The 21,093-nt window shown below is 58.2% G+C and carries 18 protein-coding genes; 12 read left to right on the top strand and 6 right to left on the bottom strand.

The genetic code is table 11. The features are described 5' to 3' along the window. Window positions 1-32: 32 nt before the first annotated feature. From hrpA to AC3WK5_RS27585, 5 genes are all read left to right on the top strand, one after another. The gene (gene hrpA / locus AC3WK5_RS27565; RefSeq protein ID WP_103316254.1) at window positions 33-3,944 is read left to right on the top strand and encodes an ATP-dependent RNA helicase HrpA; all 3,912 of its coding nucleotides are present in this window, start codon (window positions 33-35) and stop codon (window positions 3,942-3,944) included. 397 nt (window positions 3,945-4,341) lie between these two features. Then, window positions 4,342-5,463, top strand: a complete 1,122-nt coding sequence (locus AC3WK5_RS27570) for a beta-ketoacyl-ACP synthase III (RefSeq protein WP_103316255.1) — start codon at window positions 4,342-4,344, stop codon at window positions 5,461-5,463. A gap of 203 nt (window positions 5,464-5,666) precedes the next feature. Then, a complete protein-coding gene (locus AC3WK5_RS27575; RefSeq protein ID WP_103316256.1) occupies window positions 5,667-6,275 on the top strand; it encodes an RNA polymerase sigma factor in 609 nt (202 codons plus the stop codon). Next, window positions 6,269-6,505, top strand: a complete 237-nt coding sequence (locus AC3WK5_RS27580) for an anti-sigma factor family protein (protein WP_019692467.1) — start codon at window positions 6,269-6,271, stop codon at window positions 6,503-6,505. The genes AC3WK5_RS27575 and AC3WK5_RS27580 overlap by 7 nt, the downstream gene beginning before the upstream one ends. Before the next feature lie 121 nt (window positions 6,506-6,626). Next, window positions 6,627-7,751 carry a GNAT family N-acetyltransferase gene (locus tag AC3WK5_RS27585; RefSeq protein WP_103316257.1) on the top strand — a complete coding sequence of 375 codons (1,125 nt, stop codon included), beginning with the start codon at window positions 6,627-6,629 and terminating at the stop codon, window positions 7,749-7,751. 186 nt (window positions 7,752-7,937) lie between these two features. Here the strand turns inward: AC3WK5_RS27585 and AC3WK5_RS27590 are convergent, their stop codons facing one another. The 4 genes from AC3WK5_RS27590 to AC3WK5_RS27605 all read right to left on the bottom strand — a co-directional run bounded on the left by AC3WK5_RS27590 (window position 7,938) and on the right by AC3WK5_RS27605 (window position 12,158). Continuing rightward, on the bottom strand, window positions 7,938-9,770 hold the full coding sequence (locus AC3WK5_RS27590; RefSeq protein WP_103316272.1) for an ABC transporter ATP-binding protein: 1,833 nt from the start codon (window positions 9,768-9,770) through the stop codon (window positions 7,938-7,940). Window positions 9,771-9,858: 88 nt separating this feature from the next. Next, window positions 9,859-10,413 (bottom strand): peptidylprolyl isomerase, encoded by a 555-nt coding sequence (locus AC3WK5_RS27595; RefSeq protein WP_054596214.1) that lies wholly within the window; start codon window positions 10,411-10,413, stop codon window positions 9,859-9,861. Between the two features lie 3 nt (window positions 10,414-10,416). Then, window positions 10,417-11,220 carry an alpha/beta fold hydrolase gene (locus AC3WK5_RS27600; protein WP_054596215.1) on the bottom strand — a complete coding sequence of 268 codons (804 nt, stop codon included), beginning with the start codon at window positions 11,218-11,220 and terminating at the stop codon, window positions 10,417-10,419. Between the two features lie 14 nt (window positions 11,221-11,234). Next, on the bottom strand, window positions 11,235-12,158 hold the full coding sequence (locus AC3WK5_RS27605; RefSeq protein WP_019648027.1) for a PA3225 family LysR-type transcriptional regulator: 924 nt from the start codon (window positions 12,156-12,158) through the stop codon (window positions 11,235-11,237). Window positions 12,159-12,207: 49 nt separating this feature from the next. Here AC3WK5_RS27605 and AC3WK5_RS27610 point away from each other — a divergent pair, with 49 nt between their 5' ends. The 3 genes from AC3WK5_RS27610 to AC3WK5_RS27620 all read left to right on the top strand — a co-directional run bounded on the left by AC3WK5_RS27610 (window position 12,208) and on the right by AC3WK5_RS27620 (window position 14,370). Then, window positions 12,208-12,522, top strand: coding sequence for a 3-phosphoglycerate kinase (locus AC3WK5_RS27610; RefSeq protein WP_103316258.1), 315 nt, complete (start codon window positions 12,208-12,210; stop codon window positions 12,520-12,522). A gap of 149 nt (window positions 12,523-12,671) precedes the next feature. Beyond that, window positions 12,672-13,271, top strand: a complete 600-nt coding sequence (locus AC3WK5_RS27615) for an FMN-dependent NADH-azoreductase (RefSeq protein WP_103316259.1) — start codon at window positions 12,672-12,674, stop codon at window positions 13,269-13,271. Window positions 13,272-13,500: 229 nt separating this feature from the next. After that, the gene (locus AC3WK5_RS27620) at window positions 13,501-14,370 is read left to right on the top strand and encodes a carboxylate/amino acid/amine transporter (RefSeq protein ID WP_103316260.1); all 870 of its coding nucleotides are present in this window, start codon (window positions 13,501-13,503) and stop codon (window positions 14,368-14,370) included. A 98-nt stretch (window positions 14,371-14,468) separates the two neighbouring features. On the opposite strand, the gene AC3WK5_RS27625 is transcribed toward AC3WK5_RS27620, so the two are convergent. Further along, window positions 14,469-15,767, bottom strand: a complete 1,299-nt coding sequence (locus AC3WK5_RS27625) for a mechanosensitive ion channel family protein (protein WP_103316261.1) — start codon at window positions 15,765-15,767, stop codon at window positions 14,469-14,471. Window positions 15,768-15,960: 193 nt separating this feature from the next. On the opposite strand from AC3WK5_RS27625, the gene AC3WK5_RS27630 reads away from it, so the two are divergent. Beyond that, window positions 15,961-17,307 (top strand): DEAD/DEAH box helicase, encoded by a 1,347-nt coding sequence (locus AC3WK5_RS27630; protein ID WP_019692457.1) that lies wholly within the window; start codon window positions 15,961-15,963, stop codon window positions 17,305-17,307. Window positions 17,308-17,375: 68 nt separating this feature from the next. Here the strand turns inward: AC3WK5_RS27630 and AC3WK5_RS27635 are convergent, their stop codons facing one another. Beyond that, complete coding sequence (locus tag AC3WK5_RS27635) at window positions 17,376-18,815, bottom strand: HEAT repeat domain-containing protein (RefSeq protein WP_103316262.1); 1,440 nt, start codon at window positions 18,813-18,815, stop codon at window positions 17,376-17,378. Window positions 18,816-19,036: 221 nt separating this feature from the next. On the opposite strand from AC3WK5_RS27635, the gene AC3WK5_RS27640 reads away from it, so the two are divergent. The 3 genes from AC3WK5_RS27640 to AC3WK5_RS27650 all read left to right on the top strand — a co-directional run bounded on the left by AC3WK5_RS27640 (window position 19,037) and on the right by AC3WK5_RS27650 (window position 21,074). Next, entirely contained in the window at window positions 19,037-19,618 is a 582-nt protein-coding gene (locus AC3WK5_RS27640) for a hypothetical protein (protein ID WP_103316263.1), read from the top strand. 356 nt (window positions 19,619-19,974) lie between these two features. After that, window positions 19,975-20,529 (top strand): amidase, encoded by a 555-nt coding sequence (locus AC3WK5_RS27645; RefSeq protein ID WP_177474925.1) that lies wholly within the window; start codon window positions 19,975-19,977, stop codon window positions 20,527-20,529. A gap of 95 nt (window positions 20,530-20,624) precedes the next feature. Next, a complete protein-coding gene (locus tag AC3WK5_RS27650) occupies window positions 20,625-21,074 on the top strand; it encodes an SMI1/KNR4 family protein (RefSeq protein WP_103316273.1) in 450 nt (149 codons plus the stop codon). Window positions 21,075-21,093: the final 19 nt, after the last annotated feature.

Genomic DNA, 21,093 nt, shown 5'->3' on the forward strand with positions numbered 1-21,093 from the left:
CCCTGCGCCACTAGACGACCTTTGCGTACCTGATGACTGACGAATCGCCTTCAATCGACAAACTGCTGAAAAACCTCGACCACGCCATGCTTGCCGACCGCCACCGGCTGCGGCGGCAGTTGCTCGAGCTGCGCAAGAAACCCGACGAGGCCAAGCTGGCCCTGTGGGTGACGCGCATGCAAGCGTCCTGCGACCAGGTGGTGGCGCGACGTGCCAGCCTGCCGCTGATTCGTTACGACGACAGCCTGCCGATCGCCGCCAAGCGCGACGAAATCAAGGAGGCGCTGCTCAAGCATCAGGTGCTGATCATCGCCGGCGAAACCGGCTCGGGTAAAACCACCCAGCTGCCGAAGATCTGCCTGGAAATCGGTCGCGGCCAGCACGGTCTGATCGGTCACACCCAGCCCCGCCGAATTGCTGCGCGCAGCGTCGCGAGCCGGGTCGCCGAAGAGCTGGCGACGCCGCTCGGTGCCTTGGTCGGCTATCAGGTGCGGTTCGAGGATCAGAGCGATGCCAACACCCTGATAAAACTGATGACCGACGGCATCCTGCTGGCGGAAACCCAGAACGACCGCTACCTCGAACGCTACGACACGATCATCGTCGACGAAGCCCACGAACGCAGCCTGAACATCGACTTCCTGCTCGGTTACCTGAAAACCCTGCTGCCGCGCCGTCCGGACCTGAAAGTCATCATCACCTCGGCGACCATCGATCTCGAGCGCTTCTCCAAGCACTTCGACGATGCGCCGATTGTCGAAGTCTCGGGCCGTACTTTCCCGGTGGACACCTGGTATCGGCCGTTGACGCTGGAACAGGACGAAGAGGGCAACCGAGTCGAAGACGACCTGACCGTGGATCAGGCGATCCTCGCCACCCTCGATGAAATTGCTGCATACGAACGCAGCGAACGCCGCAGTCCCGGCGACGTGCTGGTGTTCCTGCCCGGCGAGCGCGAGATTCGTGACGCAGCGGACATGCTGCGCAAGGCCCAGCTCAAACACACCGAAATTCTGCCGTTGTACGCACGGCTGTCGCCGGCCGAGCAGCAGCGGATTTTCCAGTCTCATCCGGGCCGTCGCGTGGTGCTGGCGACCAACGTCGCGGAAACCTCGCTGACCGTGCCGGGCATTCGTTACGTGATCGACAGCGGTACCGCGCGCATCAGCCGCTACAGCTACCGGGCCAAGGTCCAGCGCTTGCCGATCGAGGCGATTTCCCAGGCCAGCGCCAACCAGCGTAAAGGCCGTTGCGGACGGGTCGAGCCGGGCATTTGCATCCGTCTGTACAGCGAAGAAGATTTCATCGGTCGGCCGGAATTTACCGACCCGGAAATTCTCCGTACCAACCTCGCGGCGGTGATTTTGCAGATGCTCCATCTGCGCCTCGGTGAGATCACCGATTTCCCGTTTATCGAACCGCCGGATGGCAAGGCCATCAGCGACGGTTTCAACCTGCTGCAAGAACTCTCGGCAGTCGACCGCAACAGCCAACTGACGCCGCTCGGCCGGCAATTGGCGCGGTTGCCGGTGGACCCGCGCATGGGCCGGATGTTGCTCGAAGCGGCGAAACTCGGCAGCTTGCAGGAAGTGTTGATCGTCGCCAGTGCGATGTCGATCCAGGACCCGCGCGAGCGTCCGCCGGAGCGTCAGCAGGCCGCCGATCAGGCCCACGCACAATGGAAAGACGTGGACTCGGATTTCGCCGGGCTGGTCAATCTGTGGCGTGGTTTTGAAGAGCAACGCCAGGCCCTGACCGCCAGCCCGCTGCGCAATTGGTGCCGCAAGAATTTCCTGAACTACCTGCGCCTGCGCGAGTGGCGCGATTCCCATCGCCAGTTGAGCCTGATCTGCCGCGACATGCAGTTGAGCCTGAACAAAGAACCGGCGGACTACTCGAAACTGCACAAAGCGGTGTTGTCTGGTTTGCTCAGCCAGATCGGCCAGAAAACCGAAGACGGCGATTACCTCGGTGCACGTCAGCGGCGCTTCTGGATTCACCCGTCATCGGGGCTGGGCAAGAAACGTCCGCAATGGCTGATGACCGCTGAACTGGTGGAAACCACCAAGCTCTATGCACGCATGGTGGCGAAGATCGAGCCGGACTGGATCGAGCCGCTGGCCGGGCACCTGATCAAGAAGAACCACTTCGAACCGCATTGGGAGAAGAAGCGCGGACAGGTCGTGGCCTACGAGCAAATCACCCTGTTCGGGTTGATCGTGGTCGGTCGCCGGCCCGTGCATTACGGGCCGATCGATCCTGTCACCTCGCGTGAACTGTTTATCCGCGAAGCGCTGGTACGCGGTGAGATTCAGTCGAAAGCCAAGTGTCTGTCTGCCAATGAGCAATTGTTGGAACAGCTCGACGAACTGGAGGCCAAGGCCCGTCGTCGCGACATTCTGGCAGACGAGGAAACCCTGTTTGCCTTCTACGACGCGCGCTTGCCGGCAGAGATCCATCAGACCGCGACCTTCGACAGCTGGTATCGGATCAACAGCCAGAAAGACCCGCAATTGCTGATCATGCGCGAAGAAGACGTGCTGGCTCGCGAAGCCAGCGAAGTCACCGCCGCGCATTACCCGGACACCCTGCGCCTGGGTGATCTGACGTTGCCGTTGAGTTACCACTTCGAGCCTAACCATCCCCGCGACGGTGTGACCTTGCGCGTACCTGCACCACTGTTGCCGGCATTGCCGCCGGAACGCCTGGAATGGCTGGTGCCGGGGGTGATCGAAGCCAAGTGCATCGCCCTGGTGCGTAACTTGCCCAAGGCCCTGCGCAAGAACTTTGTGCCGGTGCCGGACTTTGTCAAAGCGGCGTTGCAGCGAGTCACTTTCGCCGAGGGCTCGTTGCCGCATGCGCTGGGTCGTGAACTGTTGCGCATGACCGGTGCACGGGTCAGTGATGAGGCCTGGACGGAAGCGGCGCAGCAGGTTGAAAGTCATCTGCGGATGAACCTGGAAATCGTCGATGGCCAGGGCAAGTTCCTCGGTGAAGGCCGTGATCTGCCTGAGCTGACCGCACGTTTCGCCGAGGCCAGCCAGGCTGCTTTGGCGGTACCGCAGACGGCGAAAAGCCAACAGCCAGTGGAGGCCAAGGTCTTCGCCGCGGTGGCCGAGAAAACCCAGCAGAAGATCGCCGGGCTGTCGATGACGGTCTACCCGGCGCTGGTGGAAGAGGCGGGCAGCGTTAAGGAAGGGCGTTTTTCAACCCCGGCCGAGGCCGAGTTCCAGCATCGTCGGGCGTTGCAGCGGTTGCTCATGCAGCAACTGGCCGAGCCGGCGAAGTTCTTGCGCGGCAAGCTGCCGGGGCTTACCGAGCTGGGCCTGATGTACCGCGAACTGGGGCGTATCGACAGTCTGGTGGAAGACATCCTGCTGGCGAGCCTCGACAGCTGCATTCTCGACGGCGAAGCAAGCTTGCCGCGTGACGGCGCCGGTCTGGCCTCGCTGGCCGAGCGCAAGCGCGGTGCGTGGACCGAGCATGCCGAGCGTCTGGCGAAACTGACGCTGGAAACGCTCAAGCTCTGGCACGCTTTGCAGAAGCGCTTCAAAGGCAAGATCGACCTGGCGCAAGCGGTCGCTCTGAACGACATCAAGCAGCAGCTCAGTCACCTGGTATATCCGGGCTTTGTCCGTGAAACCCCGATGCAGTGGCTCAAGGAACTGCCGCGTTACTTGAAAGCTGTCGAGCAGCGCTTCGAGAAACTTGGGGCTCAGGTGCAAAAGGATCGGGTTTGGAGCGGCGAGTTGTCCGGCCTCTGGACCCAATACCAGACCCGCGCCAACAAGCACGCGCAGGAAGGCAAGCGCGATCCGCAGCTTGAGCTCTACCGCTGGTGGCTGGAGGAATACCGGGTTTCGCTGTTCGCCCAGCAATTGGGGACCAAGGTGCCGATCTCCGACAAGCGTTTGAGCAAGCAATGGACTCAAGTCGAACCGTAAACCCTGTGTACAAGCGAACTTGTGTGGCGAGGGGGCTTGTCGGAACGCCGCACCGCCCCGTTCGGTGGCGAAGCAGTCGTAAAACCAGCGCACTCGGTGTAACTGATACGCCGAGGTTGCAGGTTTTGGGGCGGCTTCGCCACCCAACGGGGGCAAGCCCCCTCGCCACACGAGCTTCCACAGGTATGCCTGTCATTGTTCGTGCGACAGGGGCCAAACGCCAATGTTTATGGCAAACTTCGCCGTTATAAACACCGCCCGCGCATATTTGAGCCTCGCAACCCGGGCGGATCGGAATCAAGAGATGCCAGGTTGATGCCCTTCGACGGGATAAACCCTTTATGTGTTGGTACGTCGGTGCCAATACTTTCTGCCTGAACAGATTAGAGAAACGACCATGCATAATGTCGTCATCAGCGGCACCGGCCTGTACACACCGGCCAACAGCATCTCCAACGAAGAGCTGGTGCAGTCTTTCAATACTTACGTCGCTCAGTTCAATGCTGACAATGCTGACGCCATCGAACGTGGCGAAGTGCAGGCACTGACCGAATCCAGCGTCGCGTTTATCGAAAAAGCCTCGGGGATCAAAAGCCGCTTTGTCATGGACAAGGAAGGTATTCTCGATCCAAAGCGCATGGCACCTCGTTTGCCCGAGCGCTCCAATGACGAATGGTCGGTGCTTTGCCAGATGGCCATTGGCGCTGCCGAGCAGGCCCTGCAACGCGCCGGCAAGACGGCGGCGGACATCGACGGGGTGATCGTTGCCTGCTCCAACCTGCAACGTGCCTATCCGGCCATTGCCATTGAAGTCCAGGAAGCGCTGGGTATCGAAGGTTTCGGTTTTGACATGAACGTAGCCTGCTCCTCGGCGACGTTCGGCATTCAGGCTGCCGCCAACAGCGTACAGCTGGGCCAGGCCCGGGCGATCCTGATGGTCAACCCGGAAGTCTGCACCGGTCACCTGAACTTCCGCGACCGCGACAGCCACTTCATCTTCGGCGATGCGGCCACTGCGGTAATCATCGAACGTGCCGACCTGGCCACGTCCAAGTATCAGTTCGACATCGTCAGCACCAAACTGCTGACCAAGTTCTCCAACAACATTCGCAACAACTTCGGCTTCCTCAACCGCGCGGCGGAAGAGGGCATCGGTGCCCGTGACAAACTGTTCGTCCAGGAAGGTCGCAAGGTGTTCCGCGATGTCTGCCCGATGGTCGCGGAGCTGATCGCCACCCACCTGGACGAGAACAAGCTGAACATCAGCGACGTGAAACGCTTCTGGCTGCACCAGGCCAACCTCAGCATGAACCACCTGATCGTCAAGAAGCTGCTCGGCCGCGAAGCCACCGAAGAAGAAGCCCCGGTGATTCTCGACACGTATGCCAACACCAGCTCTGCAGGTTCAGTGATTGCCTTTCACAAGAACCAGGACGATTTGCCAGCCGGTTCGCTGGCGGTACTCAGCTCGTTTGGTGCCGGTTATTCGATTGGCAGCGTGATTCTGCGCAAGCGCTGAGTTGTGAAGGGTAGTGACAAGCTTGAGTCATGCACCCACTCTGTGGCGAGGGGGCTGGTCGGAACGCCGCATCGCCCCGTTCGGCTGCGAAGCAGTCGTAAACTCAGCTCACCCATTACATCTGACACCACTCGGTTTCCAGCATTGGGACCGCTTCGCGCTCCAGCGCGAGCAAGCTCGCTCGCCACAGGGAATCAGCACTGATGACTGACGACACGCAACTGCTCGAACGCCTGTTGGCGGGCGAGCAGCAGGCTTTCAAGGTGTTGGTCAGCACCTACCAGAGCGCCATGCGGGCGGTGGCTTATGCCATCGTCGGTAACCGGCATGCCGACGAAGTGGTGCAGGATGCCTGGCTGTCGGTGGTGCGCAACCTGAACAGGTTCGAGGGGCGTTCCAGTCTCAAGACCTGGCTGTTGACCATCACCGCCAACGCGGCAAAAGGTCGATACAAACAAAACCGCCGGGAAGTCTTGCTCGATGACCTGCCATCACCCCACGGCACCATCGACGATGATCGTTTCTCCGCCGACGATGGCCACTGGCTGGTGGCGCCGTTCAGCTGGCATCAGGACACCCCGGAAGCGCTGCTGACCGAAAACGAACTGCGTGAATGCCTTGAACATACCTTGCTCAGCCTGTCGGAACTGCAAAGCAGCGTGCTGCTATTGCGTGAGCGCCAGGGCCTGGAGCTGGAGGAGATTTGTAATCTTCTGGAGATTTCGCTCTCCAATGTTCGTGTGCTGCTGCACCGTGCACGGTTGAAGGTGTTTGCAACCGTGGAGCATTTTGAGGAAACCGGCGAATGTTGACCTGTAAGGAACAAGTAGCGCGGTCCAGCGATTATCTCGATGGCCAGTTGAGCTTTCGTGAGCGGCTGATGGTGCGCCATCATTTGATGTTTTGCCCCAATTGCCGGCGGTTCATCCGACAGATGCGCCTGATGCAGGCGACCTTGCGCGCCATGCCCGAAAAACCGCTGCCTGGTGTCGACGAGCTCGCCGAGCGGTTGGCCGCCGAACGGCAAAAGGGTAAACAGTAATTTCAGGTCACACCTCCCTCTGACTTCGTTTTGACCCCGCTTCGGCGGGGTTTTTATTTCGGCAAGGGCGGGGATGGGCGATACTCGGCAGGTCTGTAGGCAACAACCGCTGGGGAACAGGATGCCGTTACACGTTTTGGACAGTCTGTCCGCCATTGCGCCTCAAGAGTGGGATGCGCTGGTGCCCGAGACTCAGCCGTTTCTGCGTCACGCTTTTCTCGGGGCGCTGGAAGACAGTGGCAGCCTGGGACCGCAGTCCGGCTGGCAGCCGGAGCATCTGCTGCACATCGAAGACGGTCGGCTGCTCGCGGCAATGCCGAGTTACCGCAAATGGCATTCCTACGGCGAATACGTGTTCGACCATGCCTGGGCCGATGCCTGCGAGCGCGCCGGGATCGATTACTACCCCAAACTGTTGACGGCTGTGCCGTTTAGCCCGGTCAGCGGGCCACGGTTGTTGGCGGCGAATGCGCAGGATGGTTTCGAACTGCTGAACAGCGTGCCGGGTTATCTGGAAATTGAAGGGCTCTCCAGTGCCCATATCAACTTTACCGACGCCTTTACCGATGCGGCATTGGCCGAGCAACCGGGCTGGTTACAACGCATCGGTTGCCAGTACCACTGGCAGAACCGTGGTTATCGGGATTTTCAGGACTTCCTTGATGCGTTGAGTTCACGCAAGCGCAAGCAGATGCGCAAGGAGCGTGAGCAAGTGGCGGGGCAGGGCATCGAGTTTGAATGGCTTGAGGGGCATCAACTTGACCAGGCACAGTGGGATTTCGTCTATGCCTGCTACGCCAACACCTATGCAGTGCGTCGGCAGTCGCCGTACCTGACGCGGGAGTTTTTCAGCCTGTTGGCCGAACGCATGCCCGAAGCCATCCGGGTGGTGCTGGCCAAACAAGGATCACGGCCGGTGGCCATGGCCTTCAGTCTGGTCGGTGGCGATAGCTTTTATGGACGGTACTGGGGTTGCCTGGCGGAGTTCGACCGCCTGCACTTCGAGACCTGTTTCTATCAAGGCATGGACTACGCCATCGCCAACGGTTTCCAGCGTTTCGATGCCGGTGCACAAGGCGAGCACAAATTGATTCGTGGTTTTGAACCGGTGATCACCCATTCCTGGCATTACTTGCGTCACCCGGGATTGAAGTCGGCGGTGAAGGATTTTCTTGAGCGCGAACGCGTGGGCGTCATGGGGTATGCAGAAGAGGCGAAGAGCGCGTTGCCCTACCGACAGGGCTGATGTCAGAGCGCTGTCGCGGATTTTTTGAGCTGACGGAGGCACTTGTGGCGAGGGAGCTTGCTCCCGCTGGACAGCGAAGCTGTCCCAATGCACGAGACGGCGTTGTGCCAGGTAAACCCGACAACCTGAATCTGCGGCCGCTTCGCGTCCGAGCGGGAGCAAGCTCCCTCGCCACAGACGCAATCCTCAATCGATGCCGACAAACCCACCGGTCTGGTGCTGCCACAGCCGTGCATACAACCCGCCATGGGCCAGCAGTTCGGTATGGCTGCCGGTTTCGGCGATGTGGCCTTTTTCCAGCACCACCAGGCGATCCATCCGCGCGATGGTCGACAGTCGGTGAGCGATGGCAATCACGGTCTTGCCCTGCATCAGGGTTTCCAGGCTTTCCTGAATCGCCGCTTCGACTTCCGAGTCCAGCGCCGAGGTCGCTTCGTCCATGATCAGGATCGGCGCGTCCTTGAGCAGCACTCGGGCGATAGCGATCCGTTGGCGCTGGCCGCCAGAGAGTTTCACCCCACGCTCACCGACATGAGCATCGAAACCGGTGCGGCCTTCAGCATCCGATAGCAACGGGATGAACTCGTCGGCGCGGGCCTTGCGGACTGCCTCCCAGAGTTCTTCGTCGGTGGCGTCGGGTTTGCCGTAAAGCAGATTGTCACGGATCGAACGGTGCAGCAGCGAGGTGTCCTGAGTGATCATGCCGATCCGCTCGCGCAGGCTTTCCTGGGCCACGCTGGCGATATTCTGCCCATCGACCAGGATCTGCCCGCTCTGCAGGTCGTAGAGACGCAGCAGCAGATTGACCAGGGTCGATTTGCCCGCGCCTGAAGGGCCGATCAAACCGATTTTTTCACCGGGTTTGATGGTCAGGTTGAGGTCGTCGATGATTCCGCTTTTCTTGCCATAGTGAAACGTCACGTGTTCGAAACGCACTTCGCCACGGGCCACTTCCAGGCGCGGCGCCGGTTCGCGATCGGTGACGCTGATCGGTTGGGCGATTGTTTGCAGGCCGTCCTGGACCATCCCGATGTTTTCGAAGATGCCGTTGACCACCCACATGATCCAGCCCGACATGTTGACGATGCGGATCACCAGGCCGGTGGCCAGGGCAATGGCACCCACCGAAATCAGCGACTGGGTCCACAGCCACAGCGCAAGGCTTGTGGTGCCGACGATCAGCAGACCGTTCATGCTGGTGATGACCACGTCCATGCTGGTGACGACGCGGCCGGCCAGTTGGGATTTTTCGGTTTGTTCTGCGATGGCTTCGCGGGCGTATTGCTGTTCGAAGTTGGTGTGGGCGAAGAGCTTCAGCGTGGTGATGTTGGTGTAGCCGTCGACGATCCGGCCCATGAGTTTGGAGCGCGCATCGGAGGACACCACCGAACGTTCCTTGACCCGTGGCACGAAGTAGCACAGTGCGCCGATGTAGCAGGCGATCCAGGTCAGCAGCGGGATCATCAGGCGCCAGTCGGCTTCGGCGAACAGCACCAGCGAGCTGATCGCGTAGATCAGCACATGCCATAACGCGTCGACGGCTTGCACCGCCGAGTCGCGCAGGGAGTTGCCGGTCTGCATGATCCGTTGAGCGATGCGTCCGGCGAAATCGTTCTGGAAAAAATTCAGGCTCTGTTTGAGCACGTAACTGTGGTTTTGCCAGCGAATCATGCTGGTCATGCCGGGGCTCAGGGTTTGATGCACCAGCAGGTCATGCAGGCCGACGAATATCGGTCGTAGAAAAAGTGCGACCACCGCCATCCAGGCCAGCTCGACGCCGTGGATTTTGAAGAAGTCTACGTTTGGCGTGCCTTGGGCCAAATCGATGATTCGACTCAGGTAACTGAACAGCGCCACTTCGATCAGCGCGCCGATCAAACCGACGACCAACAGCGCGGCAAAACTCGGCCAGACCTGACGCAAATAATAGGTATAGAAGGGGAGAACCCGGCTCGGCGGAGCCGCCGTCGGGGCGTCACGGAAAATATCGATCAGTTTTTCGAAACGACGATAGAGCATCAGATAAACGCCCGCGTACGGGCTCTCCTTTTTTTCGATGCGAGCGGCGCGGTGATACACCGCTACCGCTCAGGACGCCTAATGCAGTTTAGTCGATGCGCTTGGCCGACTTGATCAGCACCGGGTCGATGGGCACATTCTGCATGCCTTGTTTGGTGGTGGTTGGCGAGTTGACGATGATGTCGACGACGTCCATGCCTTTCACGACTTTGGCGAACACCGCGTAACCGGCATCGCGGCCCGGGTCGAGGAAGTCGTTGTCCTTGACGTTGATGAAGAACTGGCTGGTGGCCGAATCCGGATCGGAAGTGCGCGCCATCGACAGGGTGCCACGCACGTTATGCAGGCCGTTGCTGGCTTCGTTCTTGATCGGTGCATCGGTAGGCTTCTGTTGCATCGACGTCGTGAAGCCGCCGCCCTGAGCCATGAAACCCGGAATCACGCGGTGAAAAATGGTGTTGTTGTAGAAACCCTTGTCGACGTAAGCGAGAAAGTTTTTGGTACTGATCGGCGCCTTGACCGGGTCCAGTTCGATTTCAATCTGGCCGTTGGTCGTTTCCAGCAGCACGTGCGGTGCCGGGGCGGCCATCAGGTTGGCGGCGAACAATACTACGCCTGTGGCTAGGGCGATTTTTTTCAGCATGGGTCAGTGATCCTGAGTAGTGGTGTCGACTGCGGTTAGAAATTCAAGCAGGGTTTGGTTGAAACGGTGTGGCTGGTCCAATGGCGTTGCGTGGCGTGAATCTTCGATCACCACCAACTGCGCATCGGGCAGCAGTTTTACATAGGCTTCTTTCAGTGCCACCGGCGTGTAGTCGCGGTCGGCGCTGACGATCAGGGTTGGACAGGTGACTTTTGCCAGTCGTTCCTGAACTCCCCAACCAACAATGGCATTGAAGCTGGCGAGATAAGCACGTTTGTCGTTTTTTGCCCAGCGCTCGGCTATTTTATGCCGCAACTCTGCCTGTTCGGGTTTGGGAAACAGCTTGCCGCCCAGGGCCGTGCCGATGGTGCGCATACTGAGGAGGTGCATCAGGCTCCAGCGCTTGAACCACTGCCAGTAATCATCCGCCGTGCGGACTTTGACCTCGGGGGCACTGTTGACGATGCACAGGCTTTTAAGCAGCGAGGGTTGGTCCACCGCCAGCTGAAAGCCGATCATCCCGCCCATGGACAACCCGACCAGATGCGCCGGGCCGAGCTTCAGGTGTTCGATCAACGCGACCAGGTCGGCGCTGAAACCGGCAATGCTGTAGCGTTCGTGGGGTTTGTCGGAGCGACCGTGGCCGCGAACATCCGGGACGATCACCCGGTAACGGGTCGAGAGCTCCGGGATCTGTTTTTCCCAGTCCAGCGTACTCGAGCCCAGCCCGTGAACCAGCAGCAGGGGTGTGCCGTGGCCATATTCCTCGTAGTGCAAGGTGCAACCTTCATGTTCGAAATAGGCCATGGCGCAACTCCTTGTCAGGCTTGTTCCGGGGCCGCGAACGGCGCATCGAGCGGCGCGGTGTCGAAGGTGCGCAGCAACTCGATGAGAATCTGCGTCGCCGGGCCCAAGGGTTTGTCCTTGTTCGAATACAGATAGAAGCTCGGGTTTCGACTGCCGCCCTGATCCAACGGTAGCAGTTTGAGCGTACCTTCTTTCAGTTCCCGCTCAATCATGTGCCGGGGCAACCAGGCGAAGCCCAGGCCGCTGCTGACAAAGGTTGCGGCGGTGGCGAGGCTGCCGACGGTCCAGCGCTGTTCAGCGCCTAGCCAGCCGACATCGCGCGGTTGCTGCCGACCGGAGTCGCGGATCACCACTTGCATCTGGGTTTCCAGATCCTGGAAATTCAGTTCGCGGTTCAGACGATGCAGCGGGTGTTCGGGGTGGGCCACGGCCACAAACTCTACGTCGCTCAATTCCGCGCCCAGGTAACCGGGAATGCTGAGACCGGTGATGGCCAGGTCGGCTACGCCTTCGAGCAAGACTTCCTCGACTCCGGACAATACTTCTTCACGCAGACGCACCCGGCAGCCGCGGCTTTGCGGCATGAACGCGGTCAAGGCGCGGACGAGGCGGGCGCTCGGGTAAGCGGCGTCGACCACCAGCCGCACTTCCGCCTCCCAGCCTTGCTCCATATGGTGCGCCAGGTCTTCAAGCTGACTGGCCTGTTTGACCAGTTGCCGCGAGCGGCGCAGCAGCACGCCACCGGCCTCGGTCAGCACGGCTTTACGGCCGTCGATGCGCAACAGCGGCACACCGAGCTGGTCCTGCATGCGTGCGACGGTATAGCTGACGGAGGACTGCGAACGGTGCAGCACTTCGGCGGCCTGGGCGAAACCACCGTGGTCGACCACGGCTTGTAGTGTTCGCCATTGATCAAGGGTCACGCGGGGCGCTTTCATGATGAGCTCCTCTTGTCCTAAGCTGGCAGCTTCCATTGGAGGCTGCCGAATGAAAAAAATCTGTTGTGTGGTACTGGCGATGTTGCCGCTGACCGCGTTTGCCTACCCCATTGATGTACAAAAACAACTCAACGGCCTGAAAATCGACTACACCACCCATGACACCGCTCGCGACATGGGCGCCATTACGCTGAACAACTCCAGCGGTAAAGCCGTCGAATGCACGGTGGCATTTCGCAATGGCCCGGAATCACCGCGTACTCGCCGCGTGAGCCTGGAAGCCGGCAAAAGCGCCGATCTCTCGGCCAGGTTCAACCGCGAAATCATCAAGCTGTACATCACCCTGACCTGCAAACCCAAATAAGGGCTGTTGCACAGGCGGAGCAGATACGCTCCGCTTATAAACGAATTTATTGATGGTTTATAGCAGTTATTTGTGCTTTTTCATCGATACAACACTGTTTAATCTCCACTCCATCGACTTACAGCATTCACCGATGGAGGCTACATCCCATGTCCCGCGTTCTGATCATCGAAAGCAGTGCCCGCCAGCAAGACTCGGTATCGCGTCAGCTGACCCAAACCTTCATCAGTCAATGGAAAGCCGCACACCCGGCCGACCAGATCACCGTTCGTGACCTGGCGACCCATCCGGTTCCACACCTGGATGCCAACCTGCTGGGCGGCTGGATGAAACCTGCCGAGCAACGCAACGAAACCGAACAGTCGTCGCTGGAGCGCTCCAACCAGTTGACCGACGAATTGCTGGCTACCGACGTCTTGGTCATGGCCGCACCGATGTACAACTTCGCAATCCCCAGCACCCTTAAAGCCTGGCTCGACCACGTGCTGCGTGCCGGAGTGACCTTCAAGTACACCGAAACCGGCCCGCAAGGTCTGCTCAGCGGCAAGCGTGCTTATGTATTGACCGCTCGCGGTGGCATCTACGCCGGTAGCACCTCCGATCACCAGGAACCGTACCTGCGTCAGGTCATGGCGTTCATCGGCATCCACGACGTCACCTTTATTCACGCCGAAGGCATGAACCTGGGCGGTGACTTCCACGAAAAGGGTCTGAACCAGGCCAACGCCAAGCTTGCTCAGGTCGCCTGAGCCGTTAATCGCCAGATAATCACCTGATGGTTAAGTAGCTCCCGCACCTCCTTCAAGCCGGTTCGCGCATCGAACCTCCCTTTGCACTTGTTGCTCATGAGTGCTCTAGCCCGATTGAACGCTTTAGCGAGATCGGGCTTTTTTTTGCCTGCGATTTTGTGTAGTGGCTGACTGTTCGCGATAACCGGCAAAACCCGCTATCGTCGCCGCCATTCGAAACGAGGCGAGCATGGGCTATCTACTTTTTGTCACGCTGATCCAGGCGTTTTCCTTCAGTTTGATCGGTGAATACCTGGCCGGTCATGTCGACAGCTATTTCGCGGTGCTGGTGCGGGTGTTGCTGGCCGGGCTGGTGTTCATTCCGTTGACCCGCTGGCGTCAGGTGGAACCGGCATTCATGCGCGGGATGCTGTTGATCGGCGCGTTGCAGTTCGGCGTGACCTACGTCTGCCTGTACCTGAGCTTCCGGGTGCTGACGGTGCCGGAAGTCTTGCTGTTCACCATCCTCACGCCATTGCACGTGACCTTGATCGAAGATGCGCTGAACCGCCGCTTCAATCCCTGGGCGCTGGTGGCGGCATTGGTTGCGGTGCTCGGTGCGGCGGTGATCCGTTATGACCGGATCAATCCGGACTTCTTCATGGGGTTCCTGCTGCTGCAACTGGCCAACTTCACCTACGCCGCAGGCCAGGTGCTGTACAAACATCTGGTGGCGCGCCATCCGAGCGACCTGCCGCATTATCGGCGCTTCGGTTACTTTTACCTCGGCGCGCTGGCCGTGGCCCTGCCGGCGTTTCTGCTGTTCGGCAAACAGAACTTCCTGCCGGAAGCACCCTTGCAGTGGGGCGTGCTGGTGTTCCTCGGACTGGTGTCCACCGCGTTGGGCCTGTACTGGTGGAACAAGGGCGCCTGCCTGGTCAACGGCGGGACACTGGCGGTGATGAACAATTTGCATGTACCGGTGGGGCTGCTGATCAACTTGCTGATCTGGAATCAGCATGAAGAGCTGGGGCGGTTGTTCCTGGGCGGTTCGGTGATTCTGGCAGCGGTGTGGATCAGCCGGTTGGGTATAAAATCCATTGAGGTCCGCTCTTCGTAGGAGCAAGGCTTGCCCGCGATGCAGGCACCGCGGTCTGTCAGATACACCGCGTTATCGTTCATCGCGAGCAAGCTTTGCTCCTACAAAGGCATAGGCAATTACACCGAGCGTTTTTCTGGCTCGGGGATGTGGCTGGCGCCGAGTACTGCCGGGAGTAATCCGGCCCTGAGATCCCCGCCGCTCGGTTGCTGATACAGGCTCAAGCCAAACTCCGGCAGCACCGCCAGCAGATAATCGAAGATATCGCCCTGGATCCGCTCGTAATCGGCCCACGCCGTGGTGCGGGTGAAGCAATAGATTTCCAGTGGCACGCCCTGAGCAGTGGTTTGCATCTGGCGGACCATGCAGGTCATGTTCGGTTGAATTTCCGGATGGCTCTTCAAATACGCCAGTGCATAGGCGCGAAACGTCCCGATGTTGGTCATCCGCCGACGGTTGGCCGACATCGCCGCGACGTTGCCCTGGGCCTCGTTCCAGCTCTTGAGCTCGGCCTGCTTGCGGCTGATGTAATCGGTGAGCAAGCGCACCTGGGTCAACTTCTGTTCTTCATCGTCATGGATGAAACGCACGCCACTGGCGTCGATGAACAGGCTGCGCTTGATCCGTCGGCCGCCTGACTGCTGCATGCCGCGCCAGTTCTTGAACGACTCGGACATCAAGCGCCAGGTCGGGATCGAGACGATGGTCTTGTCGAAATTCTGTACTTTGACTGTGTGCAGGGTGATATCCACCACGTCACCGTCGGCGCCCACTTGTGGCATCTCGATCCAGTCGCCGACCCGCAGCATGTCATTGCTGGTCAGCTGCACGCTGGCGACGAACGACAGCAGGGTGTCCTTGTAGACCAACAGAATCACTGCCGACATGGCGCCCAGACCCGACAGCAGCAACAGCGGCGAACGGTCGATCAGGGTCGCGACGATGATGATCGCGCCAAACACGAACAGCACCATTTTCGCCAACTGCACGTAGCCTTTGATCGAGCGCGTGCGGGCATGTTCGGTGCGTGCGTAGATGTCCAGCATGGCGTTGAGCAGGGCGCTCAGGGCCAGTACCAAGAACAGAATGGTGAAGGACAGGGCAACGTTGCCGAGGAAGTTTTGAATGGTTTTGCTCAGTTCCGGCACCAGGTTCAAACCGAACTGGATCACCAGCGACGGGGTCATTTGCGCCAGGCGATGGAACACCTTGTTCTGGAACAAATCGTTGAACCACTGCATCGCCGGTTGCCGGCCGAGCAATTTGACGGCGTGCAGCACCACATAGCGCGCCACTCGTCCGAGCAGCAAGGCGATCACCAACAACACCATCAGCGCCAGGCTGGAATGCAGAAGCGGGTGCTGGTCGAGAGCGCCCCAAAGGTCTTGGGTATTGAGCCAGAGCTGTTTGAGATCCATGGGTTAAAACGATTCTTCTGTGGGACGAGAGGGGGTGATTAGAGCATTTAAGACGCATCGAGTTACGTTCAGGGACAAATCCGCTAACAAAATCGCCATTGTTTGCGTCCGATTGCATAAAGAAACTCGGCCTTCGCGCTCGAAACCGTTACCCTATGCAGCTGATTTTTTGTATTTCTTCGAGGTAGCACCCGTGTTTTCCCAATTCGCCCTGCACGAACGCCTGCTCAAAGCCGTGGCCGAGCTTAAATTTGTCGAGCCAACGCCAGTGCAAGCAGCGGCTATCCCGCTCGCGCTCCAAGGGCGTGACCTGCGGGTGACTGCGCAAACCGGTAGCGGCAAAACCGCTGCATTCGTATTGCCGATCCTCAACCGTTTGATCGGCCCGGCCAAAGTCCGCGTCAGCATCAAAACCCTGATCCTGCTGCCGACCCGCGAGCTGGCCCAGCAGACCATCAAGGAAGTTGAACGCTTCGCGCAGTTCACCTTCATCAAGTCCGGCCTGATCACCGGCGGTGAAGACTTCAAGGTCCAGGCCGCCATGCTGCGCAAGGTGCCGGACATCCTGATCGGTACTCCGGGCCGGATGATTGAGCAACTGAACGCCGGCAACCTCGACTTGAAAGAAGTTGAAGTGCTGGTGCTCGACGAAGCCGACCGCATGCTCGACATGGGCTTTGCCGAAGACGTACAGCGTCTGGTCGACGAGTGCACCAACCGTCAGCAGACCATGCTGTTCTCCGCCACCACCGGTGGTTCGGGCCTGCGCGAAATGATCGCCAAGGTCCTGAACAACCCTGAGCACTTGCAGCTCAACGCGGTCAGCCAGTTGAACGACACCACCCGTCAGCAAATCATCACCGCTGACCACAACCAGCACAAAGAACAGATCGTTAACTGGTTGCTGGCCAACGAGACCTACCAGAAGGCCATCGTCTTCACCAACACCCGGGCCATGGCCGACCGTATCTACGGCCGTCTGGTGGCGCAGGAGTACAAGGCGTTCGTCTTGCACGGCGAGAAAGACCAGAAGGATCGCAAACTGGCGATCGACCGTCTGAAGCAGGGCGGGGTCAAGATCCTCGTCGCCACCGACGTTGCGGCTCGCGGCCTGGACGTGGAAGGCCTGGACCTGGTGATCAACTTCGACATGCCGCGCAGCGGCGACGAATACGTTCACCGTATCGGTCGTACCGGGCGTGCCGGCAACGATGGCCTGGCCATCTCGCTGATCTGCCACGGCGACTGGAACCTGATGTCGAGCATCGAGCGCTACCTCAAGCAGAGCTTCGAGCGCCGCACCATCAAGGAAGTCAAAGGCACCTACGGCGGACCGAAAAAGGTCAAGGCCTCGGGCAAAGCCGTTGGCGTGAAGAAGAAAAAGGTCGACGCCAAAGGCGACAAGAAAAAGACCGGAGCCAAGGCCCCGACCAAACGCAAGATCGCCAACCGCCCGAAGACCGACGCCCTGTCGCTGGTCAGCAAAGACGGCATGGCGCCGCTCAAGCGCCGCAAGCCGCAAGCACCGGCCGCTGAATAACGCGCCTTGGCGACCCCATAAAAAACCCGGACAGTGTCCGGGTTTTTTATGTCCGATCTACGCCGGGTTCAACGCAAACTGGCGACGGTTCCACCTGCTACTTTGCCCTGACTCTCGAGTTCACCCAGTGCGTGCAGCAATTGCAGGCGCAGGGCTTTGGGTGTCGTGTAGTCCGACGTCTTGTGGCGTGTCTCACACCATCGATTGATTTCAGCCAACCAGTCGCCGTTATCGGTGTCGGCCTGACTCAAACCGCGCATCCAGTAATTGAGTTGTTCCCAGCTTGCCTTGATGCTGACCAGTGCTCGGCGATGCTCATGACTGAGCGTTCGTGAGCCGGACTCGAGCAGATCCGAGACCGGACCATCAACCGCGGTACTGGATTGTTTTCTCAACACGTCAACCGCAACACGGAACACACGAGGCGAGGGGTCGCCCAGTGCGCGGATCAGTGCAGGCAACGAAGCTTCGCCACACACTTGTTCGAATGTCTCCAAAGCCTGCGCACGAACTCGTGGTGCGGAATATTCGACGGCTGACTCGAGCATCTCTCTGGCCTGCGGTTCGTTCAGCTCCCGAACCAACCCGATCAGGCCAATCCATTCACGCTGGGTAGTCGGTAACGGCGCTTGCAGGCGTTGCAGCAGCACCTCTCGACAGTCGAGTTGCCACTTCGACGACGCCCAACGTGCAAGGGAACGCACCGAGGTCGAAGTGTCGAACAATGCTCTTTTCAAAACGCAGTGAATCTGGTCCGGGGTGTTCGCCAGATTCAGCCAAGCGCGCAGCGCATTCACCCGAAGGTTTGCGGCGTGACTGGTCAATGCTCCGAGCAATAGAGCCTGTACCTGTGCGTCGGGCAACTGCAGGCTTGCCTGTAATGCCAGGCGTTGGACCGATGGGTCCTGATGGTTCAGGGCTATTTCCAGCATGTGGGCGAGGTCATGCGCAAACGCCTTTTCTAATATCTCCAGCAGTAGGCGTGCTGGTTTACCATGCGTTGCCTTAAACGCTTCAAGGGTGGTATCTCGCACCGAAGGCGTCGCCAAAATACGAATGACGTTTGTCAGCGTTGATTGGTGATCGATACGGTTTTTCTGGGCCAGGGAGATGAATGAGTCCAGTACCTGAATCAGCATTACTGCATGTTGTGGATCGAGAAAGCGCTGCACATGATCGCTGGCCAGTGTACGAATCTGCGGCACGTAGTCATTCAAGCTGTCGATCAACGCTGCCAGTGCATAGCGGCCCTCAATCTGCATGAGCCGGCGCACGGCCGCCTCGCGGACGAATCCATTACGATGACGACTCAGAGCGCACCAATCGCCAGTGCTCCGAGCCGTGCTGAGCACAGCCATCGCTTGGTCACGGCGAATCTCTTCGTCTGTGCGCAGGTCCTCATTGCGCACCTCTCTTGGAAGCGGAGTCTCGTCGCGTAGCGCAATGGTGGAAGTAGTATGAGCGGCGCGATTAAAAATGCGTTTGAGCCATCCCTGGAAGGCGTTCATGGTTTGTCCTTGTGGCCGGAGGCTGTCGGACAGGACTCGCAGCGTGTATGTATTGGGTGAGGCAAGGATATCGTTACGAGGGGATGATGGCTATCTGGTATCATCGATTGGGTCGCGCAAAGACCGATCAGGGCGTTTGTCGCCGTAAACAAATCAGTCCCTTCTGTGTTTGTAAAATCTCGCTCTTAAACTAACGTGAAACTCCTCAAGGACGAATCGACATGCGTGTGTTGGCTTTACTGTTGGCGATCTTATTTTTGTCGGGCTGCGCCTCGAAACCTGCTTACTACATCTCCCCCACGCCAGTTCAGATCCCGGCGACCGCTACCTACTGGATCGACAACTTCGACCTTGAACTGGTCGGCAAGAATGAGCGGTTTATGCCGCAAGACGCGTTGCGCGAGCAGCTCAGCGTTGAGCTGATCAATCAATTGTCGAGCGCTAATCGCTATGCGACGAGCAAGGAAAGTGCCGATTACCTGTTGGATGTGAACACCGTCTACAAGCGTCGGATCGGTAACTCCAATGGTGGATTGGTGTCGGTCATTGTCGACGACAATACGATCCTCGCCAGTGTTGATTTCAGTTATCAGGTCAAGGTCAAAAAGGCCGGTACCGAAGTCTTGCATTTCTCCCACGAGCGTGAGGGGCTGCAGCCTGCCGGTGCATTTGGTCAGCTTCGCAATATGAAGAGCATGGTGGCGGCGCTGACTCACAAAGATAATGCTGATGTGGAGCCTTTCTATATCCGTACCTTGCCGACATTTATCGTGTCCGACATCAGGGATATTCCTTCGCGCTAGTTGCTGAGCGATAAATGAAAAAAAGGTGGCGGATGTATTTATGGGTGACAGAGTCTTGTCGTCGTAACTAAATCCGTCCAATTTTTGCTTGGAAGTGGTTTGATGTGGTCTGTCTCCCAGGGGATCTCATAAATGTACTCTAACGCCTGCGCCTGTTGATGAGCTTCCTCACCCAGTGCAAATTTAGAGTTCTAGAAGGGGAAGATAGGAAAAGGGGGGGGCATTAGCCGGACTCAAGTCAAGGCTAATGGGTATCCCTTCTGCGTTTGTAAAATACCCCGAAAAGGGGAGCACCAATTTTTTCGGTAGTAACTATCGGAATCAGGTGGCTGTCAGGTCAAGTCGAAATTTTACAGGTGGATAAATCTTTTTTTGATTTTTCCCCTGATCATTTGTACACCATGAAGAGTCAGTACATGCGCCTTAATATAAAAACGCTTCTCGCTGTTTTCTCTCTACTCGCCGCTTGCAGTACGAAACCTCTGGAGCCCTACATTGCACCTGCCTCGGGTGCCCCAACAGCAAAGCTTCGTGTAATTACCAATGGTGATGTGCGTGGTAATGCATACAGTGGATGTAGTTCAGATACCAAGGTGCTGGCGAAGGCGGGTCGTTTCTTCGGTGAGCATCAGCCCAGCGCGAACTACCCGCAGATGCCCCTCGTACCACAACAGTTGGGTATGGTTGCGCGCTTCGCGCCGAGAATGCCGGAATATCTGGGGGCGACAAGTATGGCGGAGGGCGCCTATACCGAGATGGCTCCTGAATACCTTGTCCCAGCGGGTAGACCTTTTTTGCTGGAGCGTTTGAAACTTTTCGCCGGCAGTTACGGCAGCACATACCAGAGCTGTCCCGAAACCACACGGCTTTTTATCTTTGAACGAAAAGGGGACAGATTTATTTATGGATGATCGGGTTTTGTCGTTGTAAATAAATCTGTCCCCTTTTTGTTAGGTGGTATTCACAGGGCCCAAGGGCCAGCGGAAAAAATATTTGGTAAATGATTATGAAAAATAAAGAAGAGTTAAAGTCGTTGGTTGACGCTGTGATGTCCTCAGAGGACTATGAGGATAATTACGGCTACCGCATAACAAACACGAGTGCGACGTTAAGCAATGTTGATGAATCAGATCGGCAGCAGGCTCCAGCTGACTATCTGGAATTTCTCACCGAGTTTGGTTTCGGTGAATTAGACGCGGCATTTCATCTTGATGATGGTCCGGAGAAATATTCGACTATATGCGGCCGGGAAATTGAGGGCTATGAGGGCGTTTACGTATTCGGTGGAAATTCGAGCGATGTACTATATGCTTTCGACGCAAAAAATAATTGGCAAGTCGTAGAGATTAGTTCTGAGCTGGATGGGGTTGATGTGTTGGCGTCAAGCTTTTCTGATTTTATCTTGGAACGGCTGAAGTACATCAAGTCTTTAGTTGAACGGCGTGCGGCGGGCTGATTGTTAGCGTTGCGTTTTA

The sequence above is a fragment of the Pseudomonas sp. FW306-02-D09B genome (assembly GCF_058782685.1).

Coding starts and splice junctions, on each gene's coding strand:
- AC3WK5_RS27585 (WP_103316257.1), top strand. CDS start 6,627: ATGCCGTTACACGTTTTGGACAGTCTGTCCGCCATTGCGCCTCAAGAG.
- AC3WK5_RS27600 (WP_054596215.1), bottom strand. CDS start 11,220: ATGGCCTATTTCGAACATGAAGGTTGCACCTTGCACTACGAGGAATAT.
- AC3WK5_RS27605 (WP_019648027.1), bottom strand. CDS start 12,158: ATGAAAGCGCCCCGCGTGACCCTTGATCAATGGCGAACACTACAAGCC.
- AC3WK5_RS27620 (WP_103316260.1), top strand. CDS start 13,501: ATGGGCTATCTACTTTTTGTCACGCTGATCCAGGCGTTTTCCTTCAGT.
- AC3WK5_RS27625 (WP_103316261.1), bottom strand. CDS start 15,767: ATGGATCTCAAACAGCTCTGGCTCAATACCCAAGACCTTTGGGGCGCT.
- AC3WK5_RS27640 (WP_103316263.1), top strand. CDS start 19,037: ATGCGTGTGTTGGCTTTACTGTTGGCGATCTTATTTTTGTCGGGCTGC.
- AC3WK5_RS27570 (WP_103316255.1), top strand. CDS start 4,342: ATGCATAATGTCGTCATCAGCGGCACCGGCCTGTACACACCGGCCAAC.
- AC3WK5_RS27615 (WP_103316259.1), top strand. CDS start 12,672: ATGTCCCGCGTTCTGATCATCGAAAGCAGTGCCCGCCAGCAAGACTCG.
- AC3WK5_RS27650 (WP_103316273.1), top strand. CDS start 20,625: ATGAAAAATAAAGAAGAGTTAAAGTCGTTGGTTGACGCTGTGATGTCC.
- AC3WK5_RS27610 (WP_103316258.1), top strand. CDS start 12,208: ATGAAAAAAATCTGTTGTGTGGTACTGGCGATGTTGCCGCTGACCGCG.
- AC3WK5_RS27575 (WP_103316256.1), top strand. CDS start 5,667: ATGACTGACGACACGCAACTGCTCGAACGCCTGTTGGCGGGCGAGCAG.
- AC3WK5_RS27580 (WP_019692467.1), top strand. CDS start 6,269: ATGTTGACCTGTAAGGAACAAGTAGCGCGGTCCAGCGATTATCTCGAT.
- hrpA (WP_103316254.1), top strand. CDS start 33: ATGACTGACGAATCGCCTTCAATCGACAAACTGCTGAAAAACCTCGAC.
- AC3WK5_RS27595 (WP_054596214.1), bottom strand. CDS start 10,413: ATGCTGAAAAAAATCGCCCTAGCCACAGGCGTAGTATTGTTCGCCGCC.
- AC3WK5_RS27590 (WP_103316272.1), bottom strand. CDS start 9,770: ATGCTCTATCGTCGTTTCGAAAAACTGATCGATATTTTCCGTGACGCC.
- AC3WK5_RS27635 (WP_103316262.1), bottom strand. CDS start 18,815: ATGAACGCCTTCCAGGGATGGCTCAAACGCATTTTTAATCGCGCCGCT.